A 25,880-nucleotide genomic window follows, 5' to 3' on the forward strand; every position below is an offset into this window, starting at 1 on the left:
TACTCTGTGATCAAGGACCTCTACGACCTCGGCGACGCGCCCGAACTCGGCGCGGTGCCCAAGCGGATGTACGCCTCCGTGATCCGCCGCGAGCGCTACGGCGAGCCCGTCGACGCCTTCCGCACCGAGGTGGTGGACGTTCCACCGGTACGGCCGGGCCAGGTCCTGGTGAAGGTGATGGCGGCCGGCGTGAACTACAACAACGTGTGGGCCGCGCTGGGTTCGCCGCTGGACGTCATCACCGCCCGGCAGAAGCAGGGCGCCGCGGAGGACTTCCACATCGGCGGCTCCGACCTCTCCGGCGTCGTCTGGGCCGTCGGTGAGAACGTGCGCGGGGTGAAGCCGGGCGACGAGGTGGTCGTGCTGGCCGCGCGCTGGGACGAGTCCGCCGAGGACGTCCGGCTCGGCGCCGAGCCGATCACCTCCACCTCGCAGCGGGTCTGGGGCTACGAGGAGAACTACGGCTCCTTCGCGCAGTTCGCGGTCGTCGACGACTACATGTGCCACCCCAAGCCGGCCCGGCTGTCCTGGGCGGCGTCGGCCTGCTACATGGCGACGGCGGCGACCGCCTACCGTCAGCTGTTCGGCTGGCAGCCGCACACCGTCCGCCCCGGCGACCCGGTCCTGGTCTGGGGCGGCGCGGGCGGCCTCGGCAGCATCGCCATCCAGCTCGTCCGGCATGTCGGCGGCATACCCGTGGCCGTCGTCTCCAGCCAGGAGCGCGGCGAGTTCTGCGTGGGGCTCGGCGCCGAGGGCTGGATCGACCGGCGGGACTTCGACCACTGGGGCCGCCTGCCGGACGCCTCGGACGAGGCGGCCATGGCCAAGTGGCTGTCCGGGGCGCGGGCGTTCGGCCGCCGTTTCTGGGAGGTGCTCGGCGAGCGGCGGGCGCCGCGGATCGTGCTGGAGCACTCCGGCGCCGACACCATTCCGACGTCGCTGTACCTCTGCGACAACGCCGGCATGGTGGTCATCTGCGGCGGTACGACCGGCTACAACGGCGATGTCGACCTGCGGTTCCTGTGGATGCGGCAGAAGCGGTTGCAGGGCTCGCACGTGGCGTCGCTGCGCGAGGCGCGCGAGGTGACCCGGCTGATCGACCAGGGAGCCGTCGACCCGTGCCTGTCACGGACGTTCGGCTTCGAGGAGATCGGCCTCGCGCATCAGCTGCTGCACGAGAATCGGCACCCGGCCGGGAACATGGCGGTGCTGGTGAACGCGAGCGAGTAGCGGCGCGGCGGCGGGGCCCGGCGGCTTCCGGCCGTTCCGGGACCTCTCCGCGGGGAGAGGTCCCGGAACGGGGGCGCAGAGCGGGCGTCGGCGCGCCGTCGGGGCGAGCCCGCTCGCCCGTGCACCGCGCGGGAGGGCTGCCTCAGACCCGCCCGCGCAGCTGCTTCTTGATGATCTTCCCGGCGGGGTTCCGCGGCACCTGCTCGATGAACTCGACGCGGCGGGGCCGCTTGTAGGGGGCGAGGTTCCCGGCGAGGTGCGCGAGCAGGGTCCGGGCGTCCGTGGCCTCCTCGGCGACGACGTACGCCAGAGGTATCTCGCCGTAGTCCTCGTCCGGGATGCCGACGACGGCCGCGTCCCTGACCGCCGGGTGGGTCATGAGGACGCGCTCGATCTCGGACGGGTACACGTTCTGGCCGGCCCGGATGATCAGGTCCTTGGTCCGGTCCACGAGGTGGATACGGCCGCCCTCGTCGACGAATCCGAGGTCCCCGGTGCGGACCCAGCCGTTCAGGAGCACTTCCTCGGTGGCCCCGGGGTCGTTCCAGTAGCCCTGCATGACCCCGGGCCCCCGCACGACGATCTCGCCGATCCCGCCCCTGGGCAGCTCCCCGCCCCCGGCGCCGACGGCACGCGCGGACATGCCCGGGATCACCCGGCCGCACGGGATACGGACCGTGACCTCACCGGGCGCGGGGTGTTCCTCGGGGCCGAGGGTCACGAACGGACCGCCGACCTCGGTCATGCCGTACACCTGGCGGAAACCGCAGCCGAGCCGGGTCACGGCATCGGCGTAGACGTCGAGGGGCATCGGGGCGGCGCCGTAGAGGATCTCGCGCAGGGAGGACAGGTCGGTGCTGTGCGAGGCCTTCGCCTGGAGCATGAAGCGCAGCATCTGCGGGACGAGCCACAGGTGGGTGGCCCGGTGCTGTTCGACGGCGGCCAGGGCGCGCTGCGGTGTGAAGCCGGGCATCAGCACGATCGTGGCCCCGGCGGCCATGTAGGTGAGGGAGACGACCATGCTGCCGTGGTAGAGGGGGGCGCAGTTGACCATGACGATGTCGTCGGTGGGGCGGGCGACGGCCAGCCAGCCCAGACCGATGGCGCGGAACGACGCCGGGTCGACGGTGACGCCCTTGGCCTGGCCGGTGGTCGCCGAGGTGTGCAGGACGGCGACCGGGTCGGTGTCGGCGACCTCCGGCTGCGGGACCGGTCCGGTGACCGTGCCGAGGGCGGTGAACACCGGCTTGTCGAGCGCCAGGCGCAGACGTACGTGGTCCGGCAGTGAGGTGTGCCGGTCGAGCAGCTCCGACTCGCCCAGCACCGCGACCGCGCCGACCCGCTCGATGATCCCCGTCACCTCCGGCGCGGCGAGGCTGTGGTTCAGCGGCACGAACAGGGCGCCCAGGCGGGCCAGCGCGAAGTAGCTCTCCAGGACCTCGATCCGGTCCAGGGAGAGGACGGCCACCCGGTCACCGCGTTCGATGCCGAGATCGGCCAGCCCCCCGGCGAGTTCGGCCGTCCGGTCGTGGAATTGCGCCCAGGTGACGCTGCGGTGCTCGTCGACGAGGGCGACCCGGTCGGGGAAGCACTGGCGATTGCGCTCCAGCAGTTGGGTCAGCCACATCACGCGCCGCCCGCGGAACCGGCGACGGAACGCTCGGCGATGAACCGCTCGTAGTCGTCGATGGTGTTCAGGTGCTCCATGTCGGCAGCCGTGATCTCCACCCCGGTGCGCTGCTCCACCAGCAGCACCAGCCGCACCAGGTCACCCGAGTCGATGCCGCTGCCGGCCAGCGCTTCGTCGTCGCCGATGGCCTCGGCGTACTCGATCGTGCCGGTGAGTTCGACCAGCAACTGCCTGATGGTGCTCATGGCTTCCCCTTTCGTCCTGCCGCGGCCGGCGCCCGTGGGCAGCCCGGATGAGACAGGCGCACGCGTCCGGATCTCACCGGGAGAAGAGGCACGCGGGGGGCGGAGCTATCCCCGCGCCGTGAGTGACATGTGTCACGCGGGCAACCGGGAGCGGCCGGGGATAGCGGGCCCCGGCGACCGCCTCTTGTGTCTAGTGAGAGTCCGTCCCCCGGGCCGCCGTCGAGGCCCCGGGCGGTCACAGGCGAGGAAGTGATGCGGGTGCTCGACCACAGCGCGCGGACAGCCGGCCCGGCGTCCGCGACGGTGTCCGCGGCGCGGGGCGCCGACGTCCCGCCGGAGCGGACCTCCCGCTCCGGCGGGCCGACCACGCAGGAGGAGCTCCTCGCACACTTCGAGGCGCTGCTGAGCGCCGGCGAGACCATCGAGCCGCGCGACTGGATACCCGACGGCTACCGACGGATGCTGCTACGCCAGATCGCCCAGCACGCCCACTCCGAGATCATCGGCATGCAGCCGGAGGGCGCCTGGCTGACCCGGTCCCCTTCGCTGCACCGCAAGTCGGTGCTCATCGCCAAGGTCCAGGACGAGGCCGGCCACGGCCTCTATCTGTACGCCGCCGCCGAGACGCTCGGTGTCGACCGCGCCGCGCTGCTCGACGCCCTCCACCAGGGCCGTCAGCGCTATGCCGCCACCTTCAACCACCCGGCGCTCACCTGGGCCGACACCGGGGCGATCGCCTGGCTGACGGACGGCGCGGCGGTCATCAACCAGGCACCGCTCTGCCACACCTCGTACGGTCCGTACGCCCGGGCCATGCGCCGCGTCTGCCAGGAGGAGGCCTTCCACGTCCGCCAGGGGTACGACCTGATACGTGCCCTGTGCGACGGCACGCCCGGGCAGCGGGAGATGGCGCAGGACGCGGTGAACCGCTGGTGGCTGCCGGCCGTGGCGCTGATGTTCGGCCCGCCCGACACGGTCGCCGCGGGCGCGGACGAGCGGACGGTGGCGCTGGGCGCGGCCGTGTCGCGGCAGGCCATCGCCTGGGGCATCAAGCGGCACACCAACGACGAACTGCGCCAGCGCTTCGTCGACCACTGCGTCCCGCAGGCCGAACGCCTCGGGCTGAGCCTGCCGGACCCGGGGATCCGCTGGAACGAGGAGCGCGGCCACTACGACTTCGGGCCGATCGACTGGGAGCTGTACCGGGGGGCGCTCGGTGACGACACGCACTGCGCCCGGCAGCGCGTCGCGCACCGGGTCGCCGCGCACGAGGACGGGGCGTGGGTGCGGGAGGCGGCGGCCGCGTACGCGGCACGCGTGGACGACGGCGGGAGGGCGGCGCTGTGAGCCGGGAGGCCGAGGGAGCGATGGCGTCCTGGGAGGTCTTTCTGCGGCCGCGCCGGGGGCTCGCCCACCAGCACGTCGGTTCGGTCCGGGCGGTCGATCCGGACATGGCGCTGGAGCACGCCCGCGACCTGTACACCCGTCGCGGTGACCCCCTGTCCCTGTGGGTGGTCCGCTCCGAGGCCGTTCACACGGCCTCCCCCACCGAACGCGACCCGTTCTTCGCGAACGCCCGCCACAAGCCGTACCGCTACCCCGAGCACTTCGCACCGCTCGCCGAAGGAGGTGACCAGCGTGACGACTGAGGGACCCGGCGCCGCGGCCGGGTCGCCCGCGGCACCCGCCGCGGGCGACCTGGCCGTCCTCGCCTCCCGGCTCGGCGACGACGCCCTCGTCCTCGGCCAGCGCCTGTGCCAGTGGATCACCCGCGCGCCGACGATCGAGGAGGACCTCGCGCTGTCGAACATCGCCCTCGACCTCATCGGGCACGCGCGCGCCCTGCTGACCCTCACCGGGCGCCTGGACGGCACCGGTCGCTCGGAGGACGACTTCGCCTTCGGCCGCTCGGACCGCGAGTTCGGCAACTGCCTGCTCACCGAGCTGCCGGGCGGCGACTTCGCGGTGACGATCGCGCGGCAGCTCGTCTACAGCCACTACGCCGTCCTGTACTACGAGGCGCTCGCCACGGCCGCCGAGGCGGAGCTGGCCGGCTTCGCCGCGCGGGCGGCCAAGGAGGTCGACTACCACCGCAGGCACGCCGACGGCTGGACGGTGCGACTGGGCCTGGGGACCGCGGAGAGCGCCCGCCGTATGCAGGCCGGGCTGGACCGTGTGTGGCCGTACACCGGGGAGTTGTTCGCGGCGGACGACGTGGTGGCCCGGCTCGCCGCCGCCGGGACCGCCGCGCCGCCCGCCGCGTCGCAAGGGGAGTGGCGGGAGCGCGTGGGCGCCGTCGTACGGCAAGCCGGGCTGGCCCTTCCCACGCCCGACTGGCAGGCGGCCGGCGGCCGGAGCGGTCTGCACTCCGAGGAGTTCGGCCCACTCGTCGCCGAACTGCAGTCGGTGCACCGGCAGTTCCCCGGAGGTAACTGGTGACCGGCCGGACGCGCGTTCCCCTCGACGAGGTGCGGGCCCGCGTGCACGACCTCCCGGACCCCGAGCTGCCGGTCGTGACGCTGGGCGAACTCGGTGTGATCCGCGAGGTGCGCACGGCGGCCGACGGCCGACTGGAGGTGGACTTCACCCCCACCTTCCTCGGCTGCCCCGCCCTGTCCGCGATCGCCTCGGCCATCGCCGAGACCCTCACCCGGTGCGGTCACGCCGACGGCCGCGTCCGCCAGGTCACGGCCCCCGCCTGGAGCACGGACCGGATCACGCGGGCCGGCCGCCGCAAGCTCGCGGAGCACGGTATCGCCCCGCCCGGAGCCACGACCGCGCCGCGGCCCGTGCGGCTCGGCTTCGGCGTCCCCTGCCCGCACTGCGGCTCCCTGGCCACCCGGCCGCACAGCTCCTTCGGCCCGACCCGCTGCCAGTCGATCCTGGTGTGCGCGGCCTGCCACGAGACGTTCCCGTATCTGGCCACGGTGTGAGGCCCCCGATGAACACGACGCGGCCCGCTCCCGGCCCGGCGCCCGCCGCGCGCCGCGGCTGGTTCCCGCTCACGGTCGCCGGGCTCGAAGCGCTGGCCGACGACACCGTGGCCGTCACCCTGCGGGTGCCGCCGGACCTGGCCGGCACCTTCGCGGCCCGGGCCGGGCAGCATGTGGTCGTGCGCCACCGGCGCCCCGGCGGGCGGGAACTGCGCCGCGCCTACTCGGTGTGCCCGCCGCCCGGCGACCCCGGTGCCCTGCGCCTGGTGATCAAGCGCAACTCGTCCGACGGGTTCGGCGCCTACGCGGTGGACTCCCTGTCCTCCGGCGACGTGCTCGGCCTGTCACCGCCGACAGGCCGGTTCGGACTGCCGGACCTCACGGGCGGACACCATGTGCTGCTCGCCGGGGGTACCGGGGTCACACCCCTGGCCGCGATGGCGGCGACGGCCCTGCGCGGTTCGCCGGACTGCCGGGTGTCGCTGGTCCACGCGGTCCGTTCCGCGGGCACGGCGCTGCTGGCGGACGAACTCGCCGAGCTGAAGGACGAGTTCGTCGACCGCTTCACCGTGCTGCACGTCCTGTCGCGTGAGCGGCGCGAGAGCGGGCTGTTCAGCGGGCGGATCGACGCGGAGAAGCTGACGCGGCTGCTGTCCCTGCTGGACGCGCGGCCCGACGGGACGACCTCGTTCAGCCTGTGCGGACCCGCCGCGCTGGTGGAGACCGCGCGGACGACGCTGGCGGCCTGGGGCGCGCGGCCGGAGCTGGTGGGCTGGGAGCTGTTCTCGGCCGACGGCACGCCGCCCGAGGTTGAGCCCGGTACCGAGCCCGGTCCCGAGACCGAGGTGGCCGCGTCCGGCGACGAGCGGCACATCCGTGCGGTGATCGGCGGCCGTTCGACGGTCGTGACCATGGCGGCGGGCGACCGTGTGGTGCTGGACGCCGTGCTGCGGGCCCGGCCGGAGGTGCCGTACGCCTGCCGGGAAGGCGTGTGCGGAAGCTGCCGCGCCAAGGTCGTGGCGGGTTCGGTGACGCTCGGCCGGCAGCACGCCCTCGACGCCCGCGATCTCGCGGCGGGCTACACCCTCGCCTGCCGGGCCCGGCCACGCGCCGACGACCTCACTCTCGACTTCGACCTCTGACCGATCACCCGACCGGCGAGACCCGCAGGACCTTCAGCAGGGGAGGACGACCTTGACCACCACCGGGCGACAGCAGGGCAGGACCGCGCTGGTCACGGGAGGCAGCCGCGGTATCGGGCGGGCCGTCAGCCGGCGGCTGGCGCGCGAGGGCGCGCTGGTCGCCGTCCACTACGGGCACGACGCCGCGGCGGCGGAACGCACGGTCAAGGAGATCGAGACGGACGGCGGCCGGGCGTTCGCGGTGCGCGCGGAACTGGGTGTCCCCGGTGACGCGGCCACGCTCTGGGCCGCGTTCGACCGCGAGCTGGCCGCGTACGACGCGGGCGCCGGACCGGGCCTGGACATCCTGGTCAACAACGCGGGGATCACCCTGCCCCGGCCGATCGAGCAGGTCACCGAGGAGGACTACGACCACGTCTTCGCCGTCAACACCAAGGCCCCGTTCTTCATCCTCCAGCAGGGCATCGGCCGGCTGCGGGACGGCGGCCGGATCATCAGCGTCTCGTCGGCGGCCACCCGCGTCGCGTACCCGGCGATCGTCGCGTACTCCATGACCAAAGCGGCCCTGGAGCACCTGACGCTCTCGCTCGCCCTCCAGCTCGCCCCGCGGAACATCACGGTCAACACGGTCGCGCCCGGCTTCACCGAGACCGAGATCAACCCGACCCTGCGGAACCCGCAGATCCGGCAGGCGCTCTCCGCGGCCTCGGTGTTCAACCGGCTCGGCGTGCCGGCCGACATCGCCGACGTGATCGCCTTCGTCGCGAGCGACGACGCCCGCTGGGTGACGGGCCAGCGGCTCGACGCGACCGGCGGCGTCCACCTCGGCCTGTAGGCCGGCCCGTTCGCGCGACACCCCAGTCCACTTCACGAGTACGGCAGTCCCGAGGAGCACTCGATGAACGACAGCCCGTCCGCGCTCGCGGATCTGTCCCCGGACGACCCGCTCACCCAGCCGTTCCACGGCGCGAGCCCCTACGACGAGTACGTGCGCGCCTCCGTCCTCAACTCCCTCCAGCAGCCGCTGACCGAGGCCGCCGACGAAATGGGCTTCCTCGTCACCACCCAGGTGATGGAGCTGTGGTTCACCCTGATCGCGCACGAGTGGCGGGCGGCCCGGGACGCCTTCGCCAAGGACGACCTGGACGCCGCGACGGACGCGCTGGTGCGCAGCCGCCGGGCGGTCGAGGCGCTGGTGGCGTCGTGGACACCGGTCGCCGCGCTGACGCCGCACCAGTTCAACGGGTTCCGGGCGGCGTTCGGCAGGGCGTCCGGCTTCCAGTCGGCGATGTACCGGCACATGGAATTCCTGCTCGGCGACAAGTCCCCCGCGCTGCTCCGGTCCCATCAGGGCGACCCGTCGGTCCACGAGGCGCTGCGCGTGGCGTACCACGAGCCGTCGCTCTACGACGAGGTGCTGCGCTTCCTGCACCGGCGAGGACTGCCGGTGCCGGAACCGGTGCGGGAGCGCGACGTGACCGCGCCCTACGAGTCGGACCCCGGTGTCGTCGCGGCGTGGCGGCTCGTCTACGCGGGTCCGCAGCACCATCCGCTGCTCGCACTCGGCGAGTTGCTCACCGACATCGCCGAACGGATGCTGCGCTGGCGCTTCGACCACGTCCTGGTGGTACGGCGGGCCATGGGCACCAAGACGGGCAGCGCCGGTTCGTCCGGCGTCGCCTGGCTGGAGGCCCGCGCGAAACGGCCGGTCTTCCCGGAGCTGTGGGCGGTACGCGGTGACGTCTAGGGAGATCTCGGCCTTCGCGGCCGAGGAGGAGCGGCGCGTCCTGAGCCTGAAGCCGGTCCTGGCGCCGGCGCACGGGAGGTACGGGGACCACCCGCACCAGGTCTACGACTCCTGGCCCGCCGAGGACCCCGGGGCGCCACTGGTACTGCTGCTGCACGGCGGGTACTGGCGCTACGACCGTATGCACCTGACGCCGTTCGCGTCCTGGCTGGCGAAGCAGGGCTTCTCCGTGCTGCTGCCCGGCTTTCGCCGGTCCGGGGGCGCCGGCGGCTATCCGGAGACCTTCGACGACATCGCCCGGATCGTCGACACACTGCCGGCGGGCCGGCCGTACGTCCTGGCCGGCCACTGCTCCGGCGGTCACCTCGCGCTGTGGTGCGCCGCCCGCGCGCTGCTGCCCACCGACTCGCCCTGGCACACCACCTCGCTGCCGACCGCCGTGCTCGCTCTCGCCCCGCTGACCGACCTCGACGCCACCCGCCGGGACCGGCTCAGCGACGACGCGGCACTGCAACTCCTCGGCGGGCCGGCTCTGTTCGAGGAGCGGATGCCGTACGTCGATCCACTGACGCTGCTGAAGGGGCAGGGGCGGACAGGCGTACGCACCGTGCTGCTGCACGGCGCGGTCGACGAGGAGGTCCCGCTGTCGCAGTTCGCGGACTACGCGGCGGTGGACGACGACCTGGACACGGTCGTCCTGCCCGGCATCGGCCACTACACGCTGATCGAGCCCGACGCGCCCGGTGCGATCGCGGTCGCCGACGTCATGCGCCGCTTGGCCGCGGAGGCGGCGGGGGTCGCGGAGGCGGCGCAGGCTTCGGAGTCGGAGTCGGAGTCGGAGTCGGCGAAGGTCGCGGCCGTCGCCGTCGCGGAGCCCCAGCGCCCATGACGCGCCTCCTGGTGGCGGCTTCGCAGCGCTTGCGCGAGCGGCTGCGGGCAGGTGCGGCCTCGCGGTCCGCCGCGCCGATCGCGCCGGTCGGGCCGGCCGGGCCGGCCGGGCCGGCCGCGCCGACGGGGCTCGCGGGCGGTCCGGCCGCGGCGGGTGCGCCGACTCGGGGCTCCGCCGAGGACACGGACCGGGTCGTCGAACCCGGCAGCGGTGCGGGTGACAGCGCACCCGGCACTCACGCGGCCGGCTTCGGCCGGGGCGCCCACCGCGTGTCCGACCGGTCCCCGGTCGGTGCCGGGACGGTAAGCGCTCCCGGGCGGTGTCACCACTCTCCTCGTGCCCGTCGGCGACCGGCCGGTCCAGGAACGGGTGCACGGGCGGTGGCCGGCCGGCGCTCCCCGGGGCGTTCGTCCGTCGCCGCCCGGCAGCTCCGGAGGAGTCGGGGGACGCGCGGACCCCGAACGGGCGACGGCCTGGGGCCGTCGCCCCGGCTTTCACCGCATCCGACCAGGAGCACCTCACTGGTGCCCGCAACCGAAGGGGTCCGCCAGTGACCACCGCCCTCGTCGCACACGCCGCCGCCCTCGACGCCGAGGCGCCGCTCGCGCACGTCCGCGAGCGTTTCCTGCTCCCCGCGGGAATCGTCTACCTGGACGGCAACTCGCTCGGTCCGCTCCCGGCCGCCGTTCCGTCGGCCCTCCACGATCTCGTCCACCGCCAGTGGGGCACCGACCTGATCCGTTCGTGGAACAGCAACGGCTGGTGGGAGGCGCCGACAAGGATCGGCGACCGGGTGGGGCGGCTCATCGGCGCGGCGCCGGGCCAGACCGTGGCGGGCGACTCCACGAGCGTGCAGCTCTACAACGCCCTCAGCGCCGCCGCCGCGCTGCGCCCCGACCGCCCGTATCTCGTCACCGATCCCGGTGACTTCCCCACCGATCGTTACCTCACCGACGCGGTGGCGGCCCAACTGGGCCTGGAGGCACGGCGGGTGAGCCCGGCCGACCTCGAAGACTTCCTCGATAAGGAAGGCGACCGGGTGGCCGTGGTGTGCCACTCCCCCGTCGACTACCGCACGGGCGAGCTCCACCACATGGCCGCGCCCACGCGGGCGGCGCACGAGGCGGGCGCGCTGGTGCTCTGGGACCTGTGCCACGCGGCCGGGGCCATGCCCGTCCAACTCGACTCCCTGGACGTGGACTTCGCGGTCGGCTGTGGCTACAAGTTCCTCTCCGGCGGCCCCGGCGCACCGGCCTTCCTGTATGCGGCCCGACGCCACCACGCCGACTGGCGGCCCCCGGTCACCGGCTGGAACGGCCACGCCGACCCCTTCGGACTGCACGACGCGTACGAGCCGGCGCCGGGGATCGGCAAAGCCCGGATCGGCACCCCGCCGATCCTGTCGCTGCTCGCCCTGGAGGCGGCGCTGACCGTCTTCGACGACGTCGACATGGCACAGGTCCGCGCCAAGAGCCTGTCCCTGACCGGCTTCTTCCTGGACTGCGCCGCCCAGTTGCTGGACGGCCTGGGCTTCGAGCCGGTCACCCCGGCCGTCCCGGAGCGTCGCGGCAGCCAGGTGTCCCTTCGGCACGCGCACGCCTACGGGCTGGCCCGTGCCCTGGAGTCCCGGGGCGTCATCGGCGACATGCGCGCCCCCGATCTCCTGCGCTTCGGCGTCAACGCCCTGTACACCTCGCACGCGGAGATCCTCAGTGCGGTGACCTGCCTGCGCGAGATCTCGACGACGGGGGCCTACGACCCGACGGCGGTGGCCGCGGGCGCGGTGACGTGAACCGTACGCGGGCCCCGGTGAGCGCCGTCGCCGGCGTTGTCCCGTGCCACCGGGCCGGTTCGCCCGCCACGGACCGCGACCGCGGGACGTTTCGCCCGACGGCGCCCGCCGTACCGCGCCATGTCGTCCAAAGGCGTCCGGCCACCGGCTGGCCACCAGCAGAGTCAGGGGGCCGCTCATCAGCGTTGTCGGTCTCCGACAGATCCTCCGGCAAGGGGTTCTCGGCTCCCGGAGAATCGCTCCCCCAGAAACCGGGCCGGCGTTCATCGCGACAACATCTGCGCACCTTCGACCGGACGACCGGCTCACGATCGCGCGTCCGTCGCCCGGGCCCATGGCGCCTGCCTCATGTGGATGGCGTACGGCGTGGCCACCACGCCGTTGGTGCGCACCGCGCCCCCTTCCACCGGCCGTGAAGTCGCCGTCGCCCTGGCCGTGTTCGCCTGAACGATCGCCTCCCCCTCGCCCTGCGCGGTCTGGGACGCAGGCGCCCGGCCCTCCCCCACCGCTGCCCGGACTGCCACCCGCCCCCGCAGGTCGGGTCGCCGGCTTCGCCGCGCACGCGCTCGCCGTCTCCGGCATCACCCACCACATCGCGGACCGCCTCATCCCCGACAGGGTCTTGCGGCCGGGGTCGCGGACCTGCGGATTTTCCGTGGCCGTGGTCCCCAGTTGGTCCCCGGGCCCTTGACGGCCCATCACATGGAAAACGTTGCCAACAATGTCGAAGGGCCCGCCGACCTGGCCAAATGCCAGTCCAGCGGGCCCTTCATGCACCGTCGGGACGACAGGATTTGAACCTGCGACCCCCTGACCCCCAGTCGCGAAGGGGAACCCCATTTCCCCGGCAGTCGGGACGAACTCCCCGCGCAAATCGTTCAGTTACGAGCTCACCCGCGATTGATCGGGGTGGGGCCGTGACATGAGGATGGCCGCGCGGGTTCTTCGAGTGTGATCAAGAAGTGGGCCCGCGCGGCCTTGTCTCATCCTGCCTTCTGCGGCGTGAGCCGCCAACACTTCGGCGAGTTGCCCGACGAACTCGAACCGGTGTGGGAAGCGCGGTGCGAGGGTGGGCGTCACGACCGGCGCGGGCACGGCCGACGCCGCCGGGCCGGGGCGGGCCCGAAGTACGAACTCGCCTTCCGTGACCGGTTGGTGATCACGCTGGTCCACCTGCGCACCGGCCTGCCCCAGGACGCCCTCGCAGTGGTCTACGACGTCGGCTCCTCGACCGTCGGGCGGGCGATCGGCGAGGTGAGGCCCCTGCTCGCGGCCCGCGGTTTCGCTGTTCCCGACCGGCCCGGCCTGCGCCTGTGCACCCTGGAGGACGTGTTCGCCTACGCGGAGGCGGAGGGCGTCGAGCTGCGGCTCGACGGTGCGGAGACCCAGGTCCGCCGCCCGAAGGCCGGCCGCCCCGGGCGCCGGGCGTTCGTCTCGGGAAAGCGCAGGCAGAACACCATCAAGACCACCAGGTTCAGCGACGGACAGGGCCGCCTGCTCTATTCCGGAGTGGAACGGCCCGGCCGGATGCACGACCAGACCGCAGTCCGCACCGAGCGCATCGCCGAGCAGTTCAGGACCCGTCCCGGCGTGAAGGCGAAGGCCGACTCCGGCTACCAGGGCCTGGCCAAGGAGTTCCCCGACCAGGTCAGCACCCCACCGAAGAATCCGAAGGATGACGCCTGTAACGGCGACAAGTACGCCTGGCGCGAAGCCCGCAGGCGGCAGTCCTCGGCCCGGATCTGCGTCGAACACACCAACGCCGAGCTCCGGCAATGGGCCCCGCTGCGACGGTTCACCCGACCCCGCGAGACCTTCTGCGAGACCCAGCGGGCCATCGCCGCCCTGATCTCCGACCGGGCCGCCAAACGCCCCACCCGCCGCGAGTACAGCACCGAACTCATCCTCGCCCGCGACGCCGCTCACTGATCACCCACCAGCCGAACCGCCAAGCCAACACGCCCCGAACTCAATCGCGGGGGAACCCGTTATGCGCCCATCGCTCACCAACGCGCGCGACGTGTGGTCCCCACCTGGTCCCCGAACGGACCGGCCCGTCCCTTAGCAAGATGCTTCCCTTCCAGGGGGCACTTCTTAGCAGTATCCGACAGTCGAAGAAGTCCTGGTCGGCGGCGAACACACTCTTCTGCCACCGGACACGACCCGGCAAGGCCGGGGCCGGCGATCAGCGGGCCGCGTTCCGAGCCGTGACCGTGGTGATGACGATGTCGGTGAGGTCTGCGGAAGCAACGAGAAGCGTCCCATCGGGTCGTACCAGTGCGGCCACCTTGTCGCCCTGTCCCAGATCTGCTGAGAGCTCGCCGGTGGCGGCGTCCCATTCCCGGACCCGGCGGTCCGCGCCGGCGGTGAACACTCGCGCGCGCCCGTCGAAAACCGCCGTGTCGAGGGACGAGATGTTCTCCTCGCCGAGTTCGACCTGCGGACCGATCTGCTCCCACGTCTCCGTGTCCCAGCGCCGCATCACACCGAGACGGTCGGCGGACACCAGGACGGTCCTGCCGTCCGGCAGCCGTACGGACTTCAGGGAGTAGACGATGTCGTCGTGCGCGTCCACCGGATCTCCGACAGGCAGTCCGGACACAGCGTCCCAGCGACGGATCACCCCCATCGCGTCGCCCGACACGATCACCGCGGAATCCCCGTGCGCCGGCAGAACAGCCACCGCGCGCACGATGTCGTCGTGGCCCTCCAGGGCCGGCAACGCCGTACCGGTGACGGCGTCCCAGCGCAGCACATCACACAGATCACCGCCGCCGACCAGCAGGCTCTCGCCCGTGGACAGCCGACCCGAGGCAGCGGCCCAGACGCTGCCGCCGTACTCGTACGTCGACAGCAGATCTCCGGTGCCGGCGTCCCACCGCAGGAAATCCATGAACTCCCCACCCGCCAGGATGACCCGCCCGTCGGGCAGCACAGCCGTCGTCAAAGAATTCAAGGGCGGGAACGAGTCGCGCACCCGCCAGAGCAGACCACCGGTCCCAACGTCCCACCGGGTGAGCGAGGTGCAGTTCTCCCCCATGGAGACGAGGAATACCCCACCATCCGGTCCCCGTTCGAGAACGAGATCGTAGACGCCACTGTCGACTTCCGCATCGAGGATTCTCAATCCCTCCGCAGTCCGCTCCACACGCATTCCAGCATCCACCATCGCTCGATCGGGTATTCACTTTCCGGAAGCAAGCACGCGCCACGGCTCCTGCGTCCCCTGGATGCTAGCACTTGGGATTCACGGACGGCGAGTCGTCGTCACTCTGCTTCTTCGGCCTCGTCCGGCAGGTAGATTCCACCACCGAATGGCCCGGTGAATTCAACCTCGTCGATGCCGTCGATGATGGCACCGGTCGTGCTCACCGAACGGTAGCCTCGCCCCGTCCGCCACGTCTGGATATCTCTTTGCGTGATGACTCTGCCACGAATCGTTCCGTAGGACTTGTACAGCGTCTTGGTTGCCGACTTCGAGGTGTTTCCAAGAATTCTGCCGAGATTCTGCGCGCAGATCGTCGAACAAACCCTGACATTGGTCACAGCACTACGAACCCCTGCGACCGGTCCACCCAACTCCTCCGTTTGCCGCTCGGTGTCACCCAAGAATTTAGCCCCGCCGCTTTCCGCATGGTCGATCTTGTCCGGAGACTTGCTGGCGTATCCCGAGTGGAATACCTTGACGTCCATCTCGGTGAATTTGTCTACGAATTTCTGACTGATTTTCTGGTTGGCGAAAACCACGATACGTGGTACCACCGTGCTCTTGCCCGTCTTGACCTGCATCTCCGTGACGAGGAATGTGACATTCGATCGAGCGCGGTATTCGGTTCCGGTCGGCCGGTCGACTTGTTCCGACATGTACTCGTCGACCAGGCTCAGCGCATCCCGAACACGCTGTACTCCGAAGAGGTCCCCGTGCTGGGCACCGCCGGGGAACAGTCCAAGAGACGACACGGCAATCGACCTGCGGTCCGGCCGAGCAGGGCCCGGCCCCCGTGTGCTGTGCCATGCCGTCAGGGCAGAGGGGCGGCGTCCGGGGCGATGTCGATGACGCGGACCGGGGTCATCGGCGGGTGGTCAGCAGCAGTCGCGGCCCGCATCCGTCGAGGGTGGCGGTGCCGATGCCGTACGGCGGAAAGGGTCCGATCTGCTGGCCGCCGGCGACGGCGAAGCAGCTGGCGGGCAGTGCTCCGGCCCGCTCCAACTGCCGGGCCGTGCCGCTCACCACGTCCCCGGCCAGGGTGGGTGTCCCGGGCCCCTCGTCGCCGTCCGGGTGCTCGGGGAACATCACGAGTTCCCGGTCGCTGCACCAGGCTCCCTGCGGGCAACTGAGAACCTCCCGCTCGGTGAAGTGGGAGACGCGGATCCCGCTTCCGGTGTCCAGGACCGTGACGGTGAACTCCTCGTCGAGGTTCTCGTGGAGCACCGACAGGTGGCCGCCGCCCGGGGACCAGCTGATCACCCGCTCGGCGGGCGCCCGGCCCGGCCCGGACCAAAGGCGCCGCCGGTCGCCGGTGGCGAGGTCGATGACGCCGACGGTCAGCAGGTCCTCCACGGTCCCGTCGGACGCCCGCGCCGTGTCGGCGGACAGCACGGCCAGGGAACGACCGTCCGGGGAGAACGCGGCCCACAGGTCCGAGCCGTCGGTCCAAGCGTCGAACCGGGTCCCGGTTCCGTCGGCCAGGGTGCGCACCACCAGATACTCCGCGCCGGAGCCGTGACGGGCCTGGTGAGGAAGGCGATGCGGCAGCCGTCCCGGAAGAGCGCCACCGCCTCGGTGAAACGGTCCGGCCCTGCGCACGGCACGGCGACGAACGTCCCGTCGTCCGCATCCCGGACGAACACCGTCTGCCGCCCGGCCTCCAGAGCGTCCGCCTGGAGCAGGCACCCAGCCCGTACGACGCACCGCTGTGCCACATCTGCCTATTCTTCGCGGCCGTTCTGGGCGCAGCGCTGGACGTGCCCGTGGACGACTCGCGGGTCTTGTCGTAACGGGTTGCCAGGCAGCGCCATTGCTTGAGGCGGTTGGAGCAGGGATCGATGACGTTGAGGTGGCGATAGGTCGTCGTGTCGAAGGCGGAGGGTCTGCCGCTCCGCGATCCGCGGGATAGCGGTTAGCGATCTGGTCGGCACGATCGGGGACATGCGACCGAGCAGGACATCGAGGAGCCGCGGCAGTTCGTCGAAGGGCTACGCCCGTCTTCGTGATCCGGAGGTCCCGCTGAGTCGTAGGGATCTGACTCGCACAGGTGAGCGCGGGAGAGCAGGATCTGTCGCCTTGTGCTCAACCCGCGCCAGCGGCTGCCGGTCGTCTGTCCGTGCATCGGGACGTATGACCACCGGCAGCAGTACGGCCGCCGGACAGGGGTCAGCGGCCGGAGAGGAGTTCGGGGACGACAGGGCCGTTCGGGGTGTGACGGGTGGGGATGACGGCCTTGTGGGGGTCGCCGTCGAGGATGGCGTCGATCATGACGCCTTCGGCGGCAGTGGTGACGGGCAGGCGCAGGGGCTTGCCGTAGAGAGTGCGGAGCTGGGCAAGGGTCAGGCCACTGACGGTCTCCAGCCGGTGGGCGAGGCCCGGATGGGCGTCGTCGCCGGCGAGCAGGGCGTGCAGGTCGTCGAGGGCGTCCGCCATGTCGGGCTGCTCCGCGGTGAGGTAGCCGGCGAGGTTCGCCCCCTTCTCGGCGAACGGGGCGTAGGTGACGGCAACGAGGTGTTCTGCGGTCAGAGCGTAGGCATCGAGGGCGTAGGCGTCCATCGCGGCGCGCATCCGCCGCACGGCGTCCTCGCCGGTGTAGCGGCGGCGCATCAGGTCGATCAGGTGGTCGGGGAACTCCTTCTTGCGCATGAGGTCGAGGGCGAAGCCGAGGTACTCGAGGATGCCCTCCGCGTAGCTGCGCCCGTAACGACGCTCGCACTTGAGGGCTCGCATGTGGGCCATCAGCGCCGGGTTGGCGCAATCGGACTCGGTGAAGCTGAAAGCGAGGTCGTCGAAGTTGAAGCCGATCAGATCGGTGAGCAGGGGCCAGTGCCGGCCGGAAGCGTAGTCGGTGTGGTCGAAGATCGAGAAGAAGGCGACGGAGCGTGGTACCTCGGAGGCGACCCGGTGTCCTTCGACGTCGGCGTCCTCGCCGTGGATGTCCTGGAAGTAGTTGCCGGCGATGCCGTCGAGGGAGGACAGGAAACCCTTGACACCCCCTCGGTCGGCGACGGGCGGCTGCAGGTGGAAGCGCCGGGCGATGCGGGAGACCCAGAGGTAGTAGTCGCGCTGTTCCTGCGGGGAGTCCCCGGTGATGATCAGGTCCACGCCCTCGCCATGGCCGGCGGCGACACCGAAGGAATTCATCATGCTGAGGTTGCAGGCGTTGCAGAAGGTGCTGCGGCCGTCACCGGCGGTACGGTGACCGGTCATCAGGACGTCGGTGCGGTTGCGGCGGACGACCTCGGGCGGGAGCGGCGTGTCCATGGCGAAGGGGCGGACCGTCCGGCCGTCGATGAGCAGCAGCTCGGCGTCGGGGTCGTCGTGCAGGCGCAGCGCGGTGTAGGTGCGATCGATGTTCTCCATGACGGCGCGCGGCATCCCGGAATGCCGATTGGTCGCGACCCGCAGGCGGAAGGTGGTGCCGGCCCGTTCCAGGGTGAGGAGTTGGACGGTGCGGGCGAAGGCCAGCGTGTAGGAGCTGTCCTTGCCGCCGCCGTAGGCCACCAGGATGAGGTTGCGGCGCAGGTCACCTTGGTGCGGCAGGCTGTCGCACATCCGCCGGGCACAGTTCTCGGCACCGCGGATGTCCTCGTCGGACAGCACCGCCCGTAGGTCCTTCAGCGCTGCGGCACGCGGGTCATGCATGGAGGTTCCCCCTTGTGAGTGTGCGGGCGCACGGTCGTGGTGCCGGTGCGGCCGGCGTCAGCTCGCCGGGCCGGCGAGCAGCCGTTCCTGGATGTCCGCCGTGATGCGGTGCTTGTCGACCTTGCCGTTGATGTTCAGCGGCAACCGGTCCAGGTGCAGGAAGGTGCGTGGCACCATGAACAGGGGCAGCGACTCCCGGATGAAAGCGATCAGTTCGCGGGGGTGGGTGCAGGTACCGGCGTAGGCGACAGCGAGGTCGGACACGTCGTCGCTGGTGATGACGACCGCCGCGGACTCGACCACCGCCGGGTGCCGGTTGAGGACGGTCTCCACCTCGCCGAGTTCGACCCGGAAGCCGCGCAATTTGATCTGGGCGTCGAGGCGGCCGAGGTGAAGGATGTCCTGGCCGAGCAGGACGACCCGGTCGCCGGTGCGGTACCAGTGCTCTTCGGTGAGCGGGGTCCCGCCGCGGTAGACGGCGGCCGGGCGGATGCCGTCGTACTCCATGAAGCGCCCGGCGTTGCTGCTCGGGTCGAGGTAGCCGGCGAAGCGCTGCACACCGCGCACGCACAGCTCGCCGTCCTCGGCCGGTCTGCCGTCGGGGTCGAGGATCACCGACTCCAGATACGGGTAGACCGTGCCGATCGGGACGGTGTCATTGGCGGTGGCCGGCCACTCGCCGGCATCGGCGGGCAACCGGTAGCCGCTGCAGGTCATGGTCAGCTCGGTGGGCCCGTACACGTTCTCGATGACCGAGCCGGGCGCGGCGGCACGCCACAGCCGGGCCTGCCGAAGGGTCAGGGCCTCGCCGCTGAACCGGCTCCAGCGGATCTCGGGCAGGCTGTTCGGCGGCAGTTCGTCCGACTGGTGGGCGACCAGGATGGTCGAGGGCGCCGAGAACCAATGGGTGAGGCCCTGGTCGCGTGCGTAGTCCGCCGGGGAGAGCAGGTCCGCCGCGGTGGGCACCACCAGGGTGGCGCCGGACCCCCAGCAGACGAACATGTCGAAGATCGACGGGTCGAAGGTCAGCTCGAAGGTCTGCGAGAAGCGGCTGCCCGGCCCCGGCTCGTAACGTTCGATCTGGCTGTCGATGTAGCGGTCGACGTTGCGGTGGGTGATCGGCACGCCCTTGGGGACGCCGGTGGAACCGGAGGTGAAGACGATGTACGCGACCTCGTCGACCGCGGAGGTGTAGGGGGGCAGGGCGGGCCGGGCGGCTCCGCTGATCTCCCCGACGAGTGCGTCGTCGTCGAGCCGCAGCACGGTCGTCACGCCGGGCGGGTAGTTCCGGGCGTACGCCTCGCCCGCCTCTGCGCCGACCAGCACCGCCGCCACGCCTGCCGCCCGGGCAATCATGACGTTGCGGTTCGCCGGGAAGGACGGGTTGAGCGGGACCACGGGAGTACGCAACCGCAGCGCTGCCAGGTAGCCCGCGAACGCGGCGACGCTGCGGACGGCGAGCAGGCCCACCGCCTCCGGGCGTCCGCCGTGCGCGGCCAGCAGCCGGGCGGCGATCCGGTCGCTCAGCTCCAGGAGTTCGTCGAAGGTGAGGGCGGTGTCCGCGACCTCGAGCGCGACCTCCCCGGGGTACCGTTCGGCGGCCTGGGAAAACCAGTCGTACAGCGTTCTGGACGGCAAAACCTGACCTCGATTCCAGCGGGACGGGTGGGTTGCGGGAAGTCGGCAGCCAGGGCCCGGGACGCCGCCCGGATCGCACCGGTCGCTCGATCGACCCAGCCTAGAAGCGGGCCGGGCGGCGGGCGGGCGGCCCCGGGGGCAGTCCGGGGGCAGTCCGGGGGCAGCCTTCCTGGATCTCATGGGGCTTCCGGGCCGCGGTCGCTCATGAGACGGTGCCGCGGGCCACCGCCTCCGCCATCGCGGCGACCGTCGGGCCCTCGTAGAGGTCGTGGACGGCCAGCCGGGCGCCGAACTGCTCATCGACCCGGGCGAGCAGCCGGGTCGCCAGCAGGGAGCTCCCGCCGAGGTCGAAGAAGGAGTCGTCACGGCCGACCCTCGGCCGGGCGAGCACCTCGGCCCACAGAGCGGCGAGCCGTTCCTCGAGCGGGGACCTCGGCGGGACGAACGGCCTCGGCCGGCGGCCGGGCAGGGCGTACTGCAGCAGCGCGTCGGTGTCGGCCGTCCCGTCGGGGCGGAGGGGAAGCCGTTCCAGTTCAACGGGCCGCAGCGGGATCCGGCATGCCGGGGCGGCGTCCGCGACGGCGCGTTCCACAGCGCCGGCGTCGACCCCGCGGCCGGTCCAGCCGACAACGAGTTCCTCGGCGTGCAGGCTGGCCGGGTCGACCTCGGCGCGCACTGCGGGGTGCGCCAGGTCGAGGCCGAGCAGCAGGTGGTGCTCGGGAGAGGCCACGGCGGCGAGGAACAGCCGCAGACCGTCCTCGGGCCGCAGGGCAGTGAAGCCCCGGCTCGCGGCGGGCGCGGTCGACTGGTCTCGGTTCATCCCGATGCCGGTCCACATGCTCCAGGACAGACAGTGCACCGCGCGCCCGCGCTCGTGCCGCCAGTGGTCGGCGAACCCGGCGAGAAAGCCGTTCGCGGCGGCGTAGGCGCCGAAGTAGGCCCCGCCGAACTCCCCGTTCACCGATCCGAAGAGCAGCAGCGCGGCGTGCGGCCGGTGCTCCAGCAGCTCCGCCACCGCGGTGGTACCCGCCACCTTGGCCCGGTAGTGCCGGGCGAACGCCTCCTCGGACTCCTCGGCCAGCGTGTGCCGTTCGGGGCGTTCCCAGTGCCCCGTCGGGTCCTCGCCGGCCAGGTGCAGCACTCCGTCCAGCGGACGTCCCCACTGCTCCTCGGCGCGGGCGACCGCCGCGGCGAGCGCGGCGGCGTCGGCCACGTCGGCCTGTTCGTAGTGCACCTCACCGAGGGCCCGCAGTTCGGCCAGCCGCTCGGCGCGCGTGCCGGTCGCGGGCGATCGGCCCACCAGCAGCAGCCGCAGTCCGTAGCCGGCCAGCAGGTAGCCGGCGAGGTCGTGCGCGAGACCGCCGAGGCCGCCCGTGACCAGGTACAGGCCGCCGGCCGTCACGGGTGCGCGGTCGGGCTCCGGGAGTTCCACCGGCCGGAGCACGGGCCGCAGCCGCGCGCCGTCGCGGACGGCCACCACACCGCGGGTGGACCGGTCGGCGAGTTCGGCCCGCAGTGCTTCCCGCCATGCTGCCGCGTCGGCCGGCAGGTCGGCCTGGCGGACCAGTCGCCCGGGCTGTTCGGCGGCGGCGGTGCGCACCAGGGCCGGCACGGCACACACCCCCAGATCGACCCGGTCGCCCGGGACGGCGTGGACCGCGCCCCGGGTGAGGATCAGCAACCCGGCGGGGTGGTCGGCAAGCGCGCCGAGCAGGGCGCGGAACCCGGCGGTGGCGGTGTCCAGCCGGTCACCGGGACTGCCCGGCGCCGACAGCGGACGGGCCAGCACCACCGTGCCGATCTTGCCATGACGTCTCGTCACCTCTTGTATCAGAGACGTGAGTTGCTGCCGGTCACGGGTGTCGGCCAGGTACCGGCCCGGGCCGGTCCGCGACAGGCTGTCGCCCTGGTGCACGGCGACGACCCGGCCGCCGGGCAGCAGCGCAGCCAGGTCCGTCTCCTCTGCGATGACCAGCAGCACGCCGCCGGGGGTGACGGGGGCCGGTCCGTCCAGCGGCGTCCACACCCGGGTGGCGGGCCGGACGTCCGCGGGGCCCCGGACCGCACCATCGGCCACCCGGCGCGCCAACGCCCCGGTCTGCAGTTTGGCGCCGAGGGCCGAGCGCTGCACCTTGCCGCTGCTGGTCTTCGCGAACTCCGCCTCGGTGAGCGGCACCACCAGGTCGAGGGCCGGTCCGATCTCCCGGACGACCGCCGCACGGATCGCGTCCACGGTACGGGCCAGCGTGTCCGGCTCCCAGCCGGACGGAACGAACAGCACCGCGAGCCGGTCCGATCCGGTGCCGGGCTCGCGCACACCGACGGCCGCGCTGAAGGTGACCCGCACCCCGTCGACCCGTTCGACGACGCTCTCGATCTCGTGGGCCAGGTAATTGACGCCGCGTACGACGATCTGGTCCTTGCGCCGGCCGGCGATCACAAGTTCGCCGCCGAGCACGAAGCCGAGGTCGCCGGTGCGGAACCAGCCGTCGGCGGTGAATGCCTCCGCGTTCGCCGCCGGGTTGGCGTGGTAGCCGCTCATCATGGTGGCGCCGCGCAACTGGAGTTCGCCGATCTCGCCCTCGCGGAGCACCGTGCCGGCCTCGTCGACGATCCGGGCCTGCACCCCGGGGATCGGACGCCCGACCGTGGACATCGCGACTGCCCGCGGGTCAGCGGCGGCGAGGGGGCGCACCGGCCCGCCGAGCGAGTCCGGATCGGCACAGACCACACCCGCCGTCCGGTCCTGACGGCTCTGGCGGCCGTAGGTGACTCCGGAGCAGGTCTCGGCCATGCCCCAGACCGGGACCATGGCGTCGGCGGGCAGCCCGTTGCGGGCCAGCAGATCGAGGAAGCGATGGCTGGTCGCAGCGACCACGGGCTCGCCGCCGTTGAGGACGGTGCGCAGCGCCGACAGGTCCCAGGGGTCGGACCGGCCGGGCTGCCGGTCCAGTTGGTCGTTGACCATGGCGAAGGCGAAGTTGGGGGCCCAGGTGTTGGTCGCCCGGTAGCGGTCGGCCCATTCCAGCCACAGCAGGGGGTCGGCGAGGAAGTGCCCGACCGTGGCGTTGACGTGGAGGCAGCGCAGGAACACGTCGCGGACGTTGCAGTGGACGACCGTGACGTGGTCGAGCGGCATCCACAGCAGGCTCACCTCGTCCTCGCCGAGACCGCTGGAGCGGGCGTAGGCCAGGGACCGGGCGGTCACGCTCGCGTGGGTGTGCCGCACGCACTTGGGCACCCCGGTGCTGCCCGAGGTCAGCAGGTTGAGCACCGGCGAGTCGCCGTCCGCCGGATACCAGTCGGTGTCCTGCGGATGGGCCAGCAGTTCGTCGGCCACCAGGATGCGCACGTCCGGCTCGTCCCACAGCTCGCGCACACCGGCCAGGCCGGGAGCAGTGGCGCCGTCGGTGAGCAGGACGGGGCGGTCCAGCAGCCGCCACACATTGCCCAGGCGGCGGTTGGTGTCGTTCGGGACGCGGTACGTGGTGGCGACGGCCACCGGAGTGGGCACGAACCCGCCCAGCACGCAGGCCCAGAAGGCAGTGAGGTACGACCGGTTGTCGGCGAACTGGAACAGCGCCGCATCGCCGGGGAGAAGTCCGGCCCCGCGCAGCCCGCCCAGCACCCGCTGGGCGTCGGCGAGCAGGCGCGGGTACGTCTGGAGTTCGTCGGGTACGCCCTGGCGGATGTACACCGTGCCCCGGTCGGGGGCGAGTTCGGCGGCGCGGCGGAGCGCTTCCTGAAGGGTGGCCGGGTCGTCGGGGCCGGGGAGCAGCGGGCCTCCGTCGAGTTCGGCGGCCGGGGCGTCCGGCGGCACGGGGGCTGCGGCTGCGGCGGCCGCCGGGGCTGCGGGTCGCGGCGGGACCGCGACGCGCACCGTGCTGCGGACGGCAGCCGCCGCGTCCTCGACGCCTGCGACGCCCAGCACCGCCTCGGTGATCCGGTCCAGTCCGGCCCCGCCGAGCGGCCCGGGCCCGGTCACCTGGCGCCCCGGGCCAGGGCCCGCCCGATGTCGGTGGTGATCCGCCCGGCGACCTCCTCCGGCTGGTCGAACAGGTAGAAGTGGCCGCCCGGGTAGGCGTGGATGTCCGACGGACCGGCGGCGTAGGGCCGCCAGTCGGCGATGGTCTGGTCCTTGGTGGTGAGGTCCGCGAGGCCGTGGAACACCGACAGCGGGGTGTCGAGCGGCGGCCCTTCCCGGAAGACGTAGGTATCGACCACGGCGAGGTCCTCGCGCAGGATCTCCACCAGGTACTCCAGGATGTCGGGATCGTCGAGCATCTCCGCGGGCGTGCCACCGAGGTCCTTGACGAAGGAGATCAGCCGGTCCTGCGACCACAGGTCGCGACGCCCGGCGAATCGCGAGGTGACCTGCCGGGGCGCCACCATCGCGGACACGCCCAGCCACGCCGGCGGCCGCCGGTGGTGTTCGAGCGCACGGACCAGCTCGTAGCCGACCAGGCCGCCCATGCTGTGCCCGAACACCGCGAACGGCCCCCGGGCCTGTTCGAGGAAGGCCGGCAGCAGCGCGTCCACCACCTCGTCGGTGCTGCGGCACAGAGGTCGTCCGGCGGACACCCCACGCCCGGGTAGATCGGCGGCAAGCAGCCGCCAGTGGGCCGGGAAAAGGTCGGCGAAGTGGGTGAAGGCCGCCGAGGAGCCTCCCGCGTGGTGGAGGAAGAAACAGGTGAATCCGGTCGCGGGCGGCCCGTCGGCGGCCGCCCCCCTCCTGAGGTTCCTGAACATCGCAGCCGCACTTTCCCCTTGGCCGATCGGACCACAGCAGCGTAGGAGCAGCGTCCGGCCGCGGACCGGCGCCGCCGCGGGCGGTTCGGAGGCGGCTTGCCGGACCGCACGCGCCGGGCCCGGGCTCCGGTGCCGGTGTTCCGCCGCCGGAGGTGCCGCTGCCGTCCTGGTCCGAGCCCTAGCGTTGTCGACCGGAAGCCGACCGGTACGGGCCCATGGATGGTGGCAGATGCAGCTGGAGACCGGTGGCGCGACCGGTGGCCTGGTCGTGGAGACGCCCTTCTTCTGGCGCGCCCGGCGACGGGACTGCGCGTACCGGTTGATCTGTTTCCCGCACGCCGGGGCCGGGGCCGGGGCGTTCGCCGACTGGGCCGCGATGCTGCCCCCGTCGGTCGAACTGGTGGCGGTCCAGCTGCCGGGTCGGCAGAACCGGATCACCGAAGCGCCGCCCCAGGACGCGACCCGGCTGGTGGCGATCCTCGTCCAGGCGCTGCGCCCGGTGCTGAACGGGCCGTTCGCCTTCTTCGGGCACTCGGGCGGCGCGATCCTCGCGTTCGAGCTGGCGAAGGCGCTGCACGCCCGGGGCGCCGCCCGGGCGGCCCACCTGTTCCTGTCCGGGCAGGCCGCGCCGGGTGCGGCAGGCGGGGCGCCGCAGCTGGCCGGTCTGCCCGAGGAACGGTTCGCTGCGGAGCTGTCCGCGCTCGGCGGTTTCGCTCCGGAGATCGCCTCCGACCCCGCCGTGATGCGGGACCTGCTGGTCACCCTGCGGGCGGACTTCCGGCTCTGGGAGAGCCATCCGCTGGAGCCCGGCCCGGTGCTGGACGTGCCGATCACCGCGCTGGGCGGCTGCGACGATCCGCGGGTGCCGGTGACGGCGGTCGAGGCGTGGCGTGAGCGGACCACCGGGCCATTCCGTTCGCGGTTCCTCCCGGGCGGCCACTTCTATTTCCTCGACCACTGGGCGGAACTCGCCGGACTCGTCGGCACCACCCTGACCGAGACCCCCTGACCCTGTATTTTTTTGGAGTTGCG

21 protein-coding genes are annotated in these 25,880 nt (G+C 72.3%); 12 read left to right on the forward strand and 9 right to left on the reverse strand.

Features of this window, described 5'->3' with window-relative positions; translation table 11 throughout:
- Window positions 1–6: 6 nt before the first annotated feature.
- Complete coding sequence (gene ccrA / locus OHA30_RS03950) at window positions 7–1,230, forward strand: crotonyl-CoA carboxylase/reductase (protein WP_328912388.1); 1,224 nt, start codon at window positions 7–9, stop codon at window positions 1,228–1,230.
- A gap of 142 nt (window positions 1,231–1,372) precedes the next feature.
- Here the strand turns inward: ccrA and OHA30_RS03955 are convergent, their stop codons facing one another.
- Window positions 1,373–2,857, reverse strand: a complete 1,485-nt coding sequence (locus OHA30_RS03955) for a class I adenylate-forming enzyme family protein (RefSeq protein WP_328912389.1) — start codon at window positions 2,855–2,857, stop codon at window positions 1,373–1,375.
- Entirely contained in the window at window positions 2,857–3,105 is a 249-nt protein-coding gene (locus tag OHA30_RS03960) for an acyl carrier protein (protein ID WP_328912390.1), read from the reverse strand. Before OHA30_RS03960 ends, OHA30_RS03955 begins: the two co-directional genes overlap by 1 nt.
- A gap of 252 nt (window positions 3,106–3,357) precedes the next feature.
- On the opposite strand from OHA30_RS03960, the gene paaA reads away from it, so the two are divergent.
- The 10 genes from paaA (at window position 3,358) to OHA30_RS04010 (ending at window position 13,537) form a co-directional block, all read left to right on the forward strand.
- Complete coding sequence (paaA, locus tag OHA30_RS03965) at window positions 3,358–4,452, forward strand: 1,2-phenylacetyl-CoA epoxidase subunit PaaA (protein ID WP_405785816.1); 1,095 nt, start codon at window positions 3,358–3,360, stop codon at window positions 4,450–4,452.
- The gene (gene paaB / locus OHA30_RS03970; RefSeq protein ID WP_328912391.1) at window positions 4,449–4,754 is read left to right on the forward strand and encodes a 1,2-phenylacetyl-CoA epoxidase subunit PaaB; all 306 of its coding nucleotides are present in this window, start codon (window positions 4,449–4,451) and stop codon (window positions 4,752–4,754) included. The genes paaA and paaB overlap by 4 nt, the downstream gene beginning before the upstream one ends.
- The gene (gene paaC, locus OHA30_RS03975; protein ID WP_405785813.1) at window positions 4,744–5,544 is read left to right on the forward strand and encodes a 1,2-phenylacetyl-CoA epoxidase subunit PaaC; all 801 of its coding nucleotides are present in this window, start codon (window positions 4,744–4,746) and stop codon (window positions 5,542–5,544) included. Before paaB ends, paaC begins: the two co-directional genes overlap by 11 nt.
- Window positions 5,541–6,038: a 1,2-phenylacetyl-CoA epoxidase subunit PaaD gene (gene paaD, locus OHA30_RS03980; RefSeq protein ID WP_328912392.1), complete on the forward strand. Its 498-nt coding sequence runs from the start codon at window positions 5,541–5,543 to the stop codon at window positions 6,036–6,038. The genes paaC and paaD overlap by 4 nt, the downstream gene beginning before the upstream one ends.
- Window positions 6,039–6,046: 8 nt before the next feature.
- Window positions 6,047–7,180 carry a 2Fe-2S iron-sulfur cluster-binding protein gene (locus OHA30_RS03985; protein ID WP_328912393.1) on the forward strand — a complete coding sequence of 378 codons (1,134 nt, stop codon included), beginning with the start codon at window positions 6,047–6,049 and terminating at the stop codon, window positions 7,178–7,180.
- 52 nt (window positions 7,181–7,232) lie between these two features.
- On the forward strand, window positions 7,233–8,015 hold the full coding sequence (locus OHA30_RS03990; RefSeq protein ID WP_328912394.1) for an SDR family oxidoreductase: 783 nt from the start codon (window positions 7,233–7,235) through the stop codon (window positions 8,013–8,015).
- A gap of 63 nt (window positions 8,016–8,078) precedes the next feature.
- Window positions 8,079–8,927: a tryptophan 2,3-dioxygenase gene (locus OHA30_RS03995; protein WP_328912395.1), complete on the forward strand. Its 849-nt coding sequence runs from the start codon at window positions 8,079–8,081 to the stop codon at window positions 8,925–8,927.
- On the forward strand, window positions 8,917–9,816 hold the full coding sequence (locus OHA30_RS04000) for an alpha/beta hydrolase family protein (RefSeq protein ID WP_328912396.1): 900 nt from the start codon (window positions 8,917–8,919) through the stop codon (window positions 9,814–9,816). Before OHA30_RS03995 ends, OHA30_RS04000 begins: the two co-directional genes overlap by 11 nt.
- A 550-nt stretch (window positions 9,817–10,366) precedes the next feature.
- Window positions 10,367–11,608: a kynureninase gene (gene kynU / locus OHA30_RS04005; protein WP_328912397.1), complete on the forward strand. Its 1,242-nt coding sequence runs from the start codon at window positions 10,367–10,369 to the stop codon at window positions 11,606–11,608.
- 1,002 nt (window positions 11,609–12,610) lie between these two features.
- Entirely contained in the window at window positions 12,611–13,537 is a 927-nt protein-coding gene (locus tag OHA30_RS04010) for a transposase family protein (protein ID WP_328912398.1), read from the forward strand.
- Between the two features lie 256 nt (window positions 13,538–13,793).
- On the opposite strand, the gene OHA30_RS04015 is transcribed toward OHA30_RS04010, so the two are convergent.
- From OHA30_RS04015 to OHA30_RS04045, 7 genes are all read right to left on the reverse strand, one after another.
- Entirely contained in the window at window positions 13,794–14,648 is an 855-nt protein-coding gene (locus tag OHA30_RS04015) for a WD40 repeat domain-containing protein (protein ID WP_328912399.1), read from the reverse strand.
- A gap of 227 nt (window positions 14,649–14,875) precedes the next feature.
- Window positions 14,876–15,568 carry a hypothetical protein gene (locus OHA30_RS04020; protein WP_328912400.1) on the reverse strand — a complete coding sequence of 231 codons (693 nt, stop codon included), beginning with the start codon at window positions 15,566–15,568 and terminating at the stop codon, window positions 14,876–14,878.
- Between the two features lie 109 nt (window positions 15,569–15,677).
- Window positions 15,678–16,310: a hypothetical protein gene (locus OHA30_RS04025; protein ID WP_328912401.1), complete on the reverse strand. Its 633-nt coding sequence runs from the start codon at window positions 16,308–16,310 to the stop codon at window positions 15,678–15,680.
- A 672-nt stretch (window positions 16,311–16,982) separates the two neighbouring features.
- Window positions 16,983–18,461, reverse strand: coding sequence for a PqqD family protein (locus OHA30_RS04030; protein ID WP_328912402.1), 1,479 nt, complete (start codon window positions 18,459–18,461; stop codon window positions 16,983–16,985).
- 57 nt (window positions 18,462–18,518) lie between these two features.
- Entirely contained in the window at window positions 18,519–20,099 is a 1,581-nt protein-coding gene (locus OHA30_RS04035) for an AMP-binding protein (protein WP_328912403.1), read from the reverse strand.
- Between the two features lie 202 nt (window positions 20,100–20,301).
- Complete coding sequence (locus OHA30_RS04040; RefSeq protein WP_328912404.1) at window positions 20,302–24,084, reverse strand: SDR family NAD(P)-dependent oxidoreductase; 3,783 nt, start codon at window positions 24,082–24,084, stop codon at window positions 20,302–20,304.
- Window positions 24,081–24,848, reverse strand: coding sequence for a thioesterase II family protein (locus tag OHA30_RS04045; RefSeq protein WP_328912405.1), 768 nt, complete (start codon window positions 24,846–24,848; stop codon window positions 24,081–24,083). The genes OHA30_RS04040 and OHA30_RS04045 overlap by 4 nt, the downstream gene beginning before the upstream one ends.
- 229 nt (window positions 24,849–25,077) lie before the next feature.
- Between OHA30_RS04045 and OHA30_RS04050 the strand changes: the two genes are divergently transcribed.
- Window positions 25,078–25,857, forward strand: coding sequence for a thioesterase II family protein (locus tag OHA30_RS04050; RefSeq protein WP_328912406.1), 780 nt, complete (start codon window positions 25,078–25,080; stop codon window positions 25,855–25,857).
- Window positions 25,858–25,880: the final 23 nt, after the last annotated feature.

It is taken from the genome of Streptomyces sp. NBC_00223, assembly GCF_036199905.1.
Lineage (GTDB): Bacteria > Actinomycetota > Actinomycetes > Streptomycetales > Streptomycetaceae > Actinacidiphila.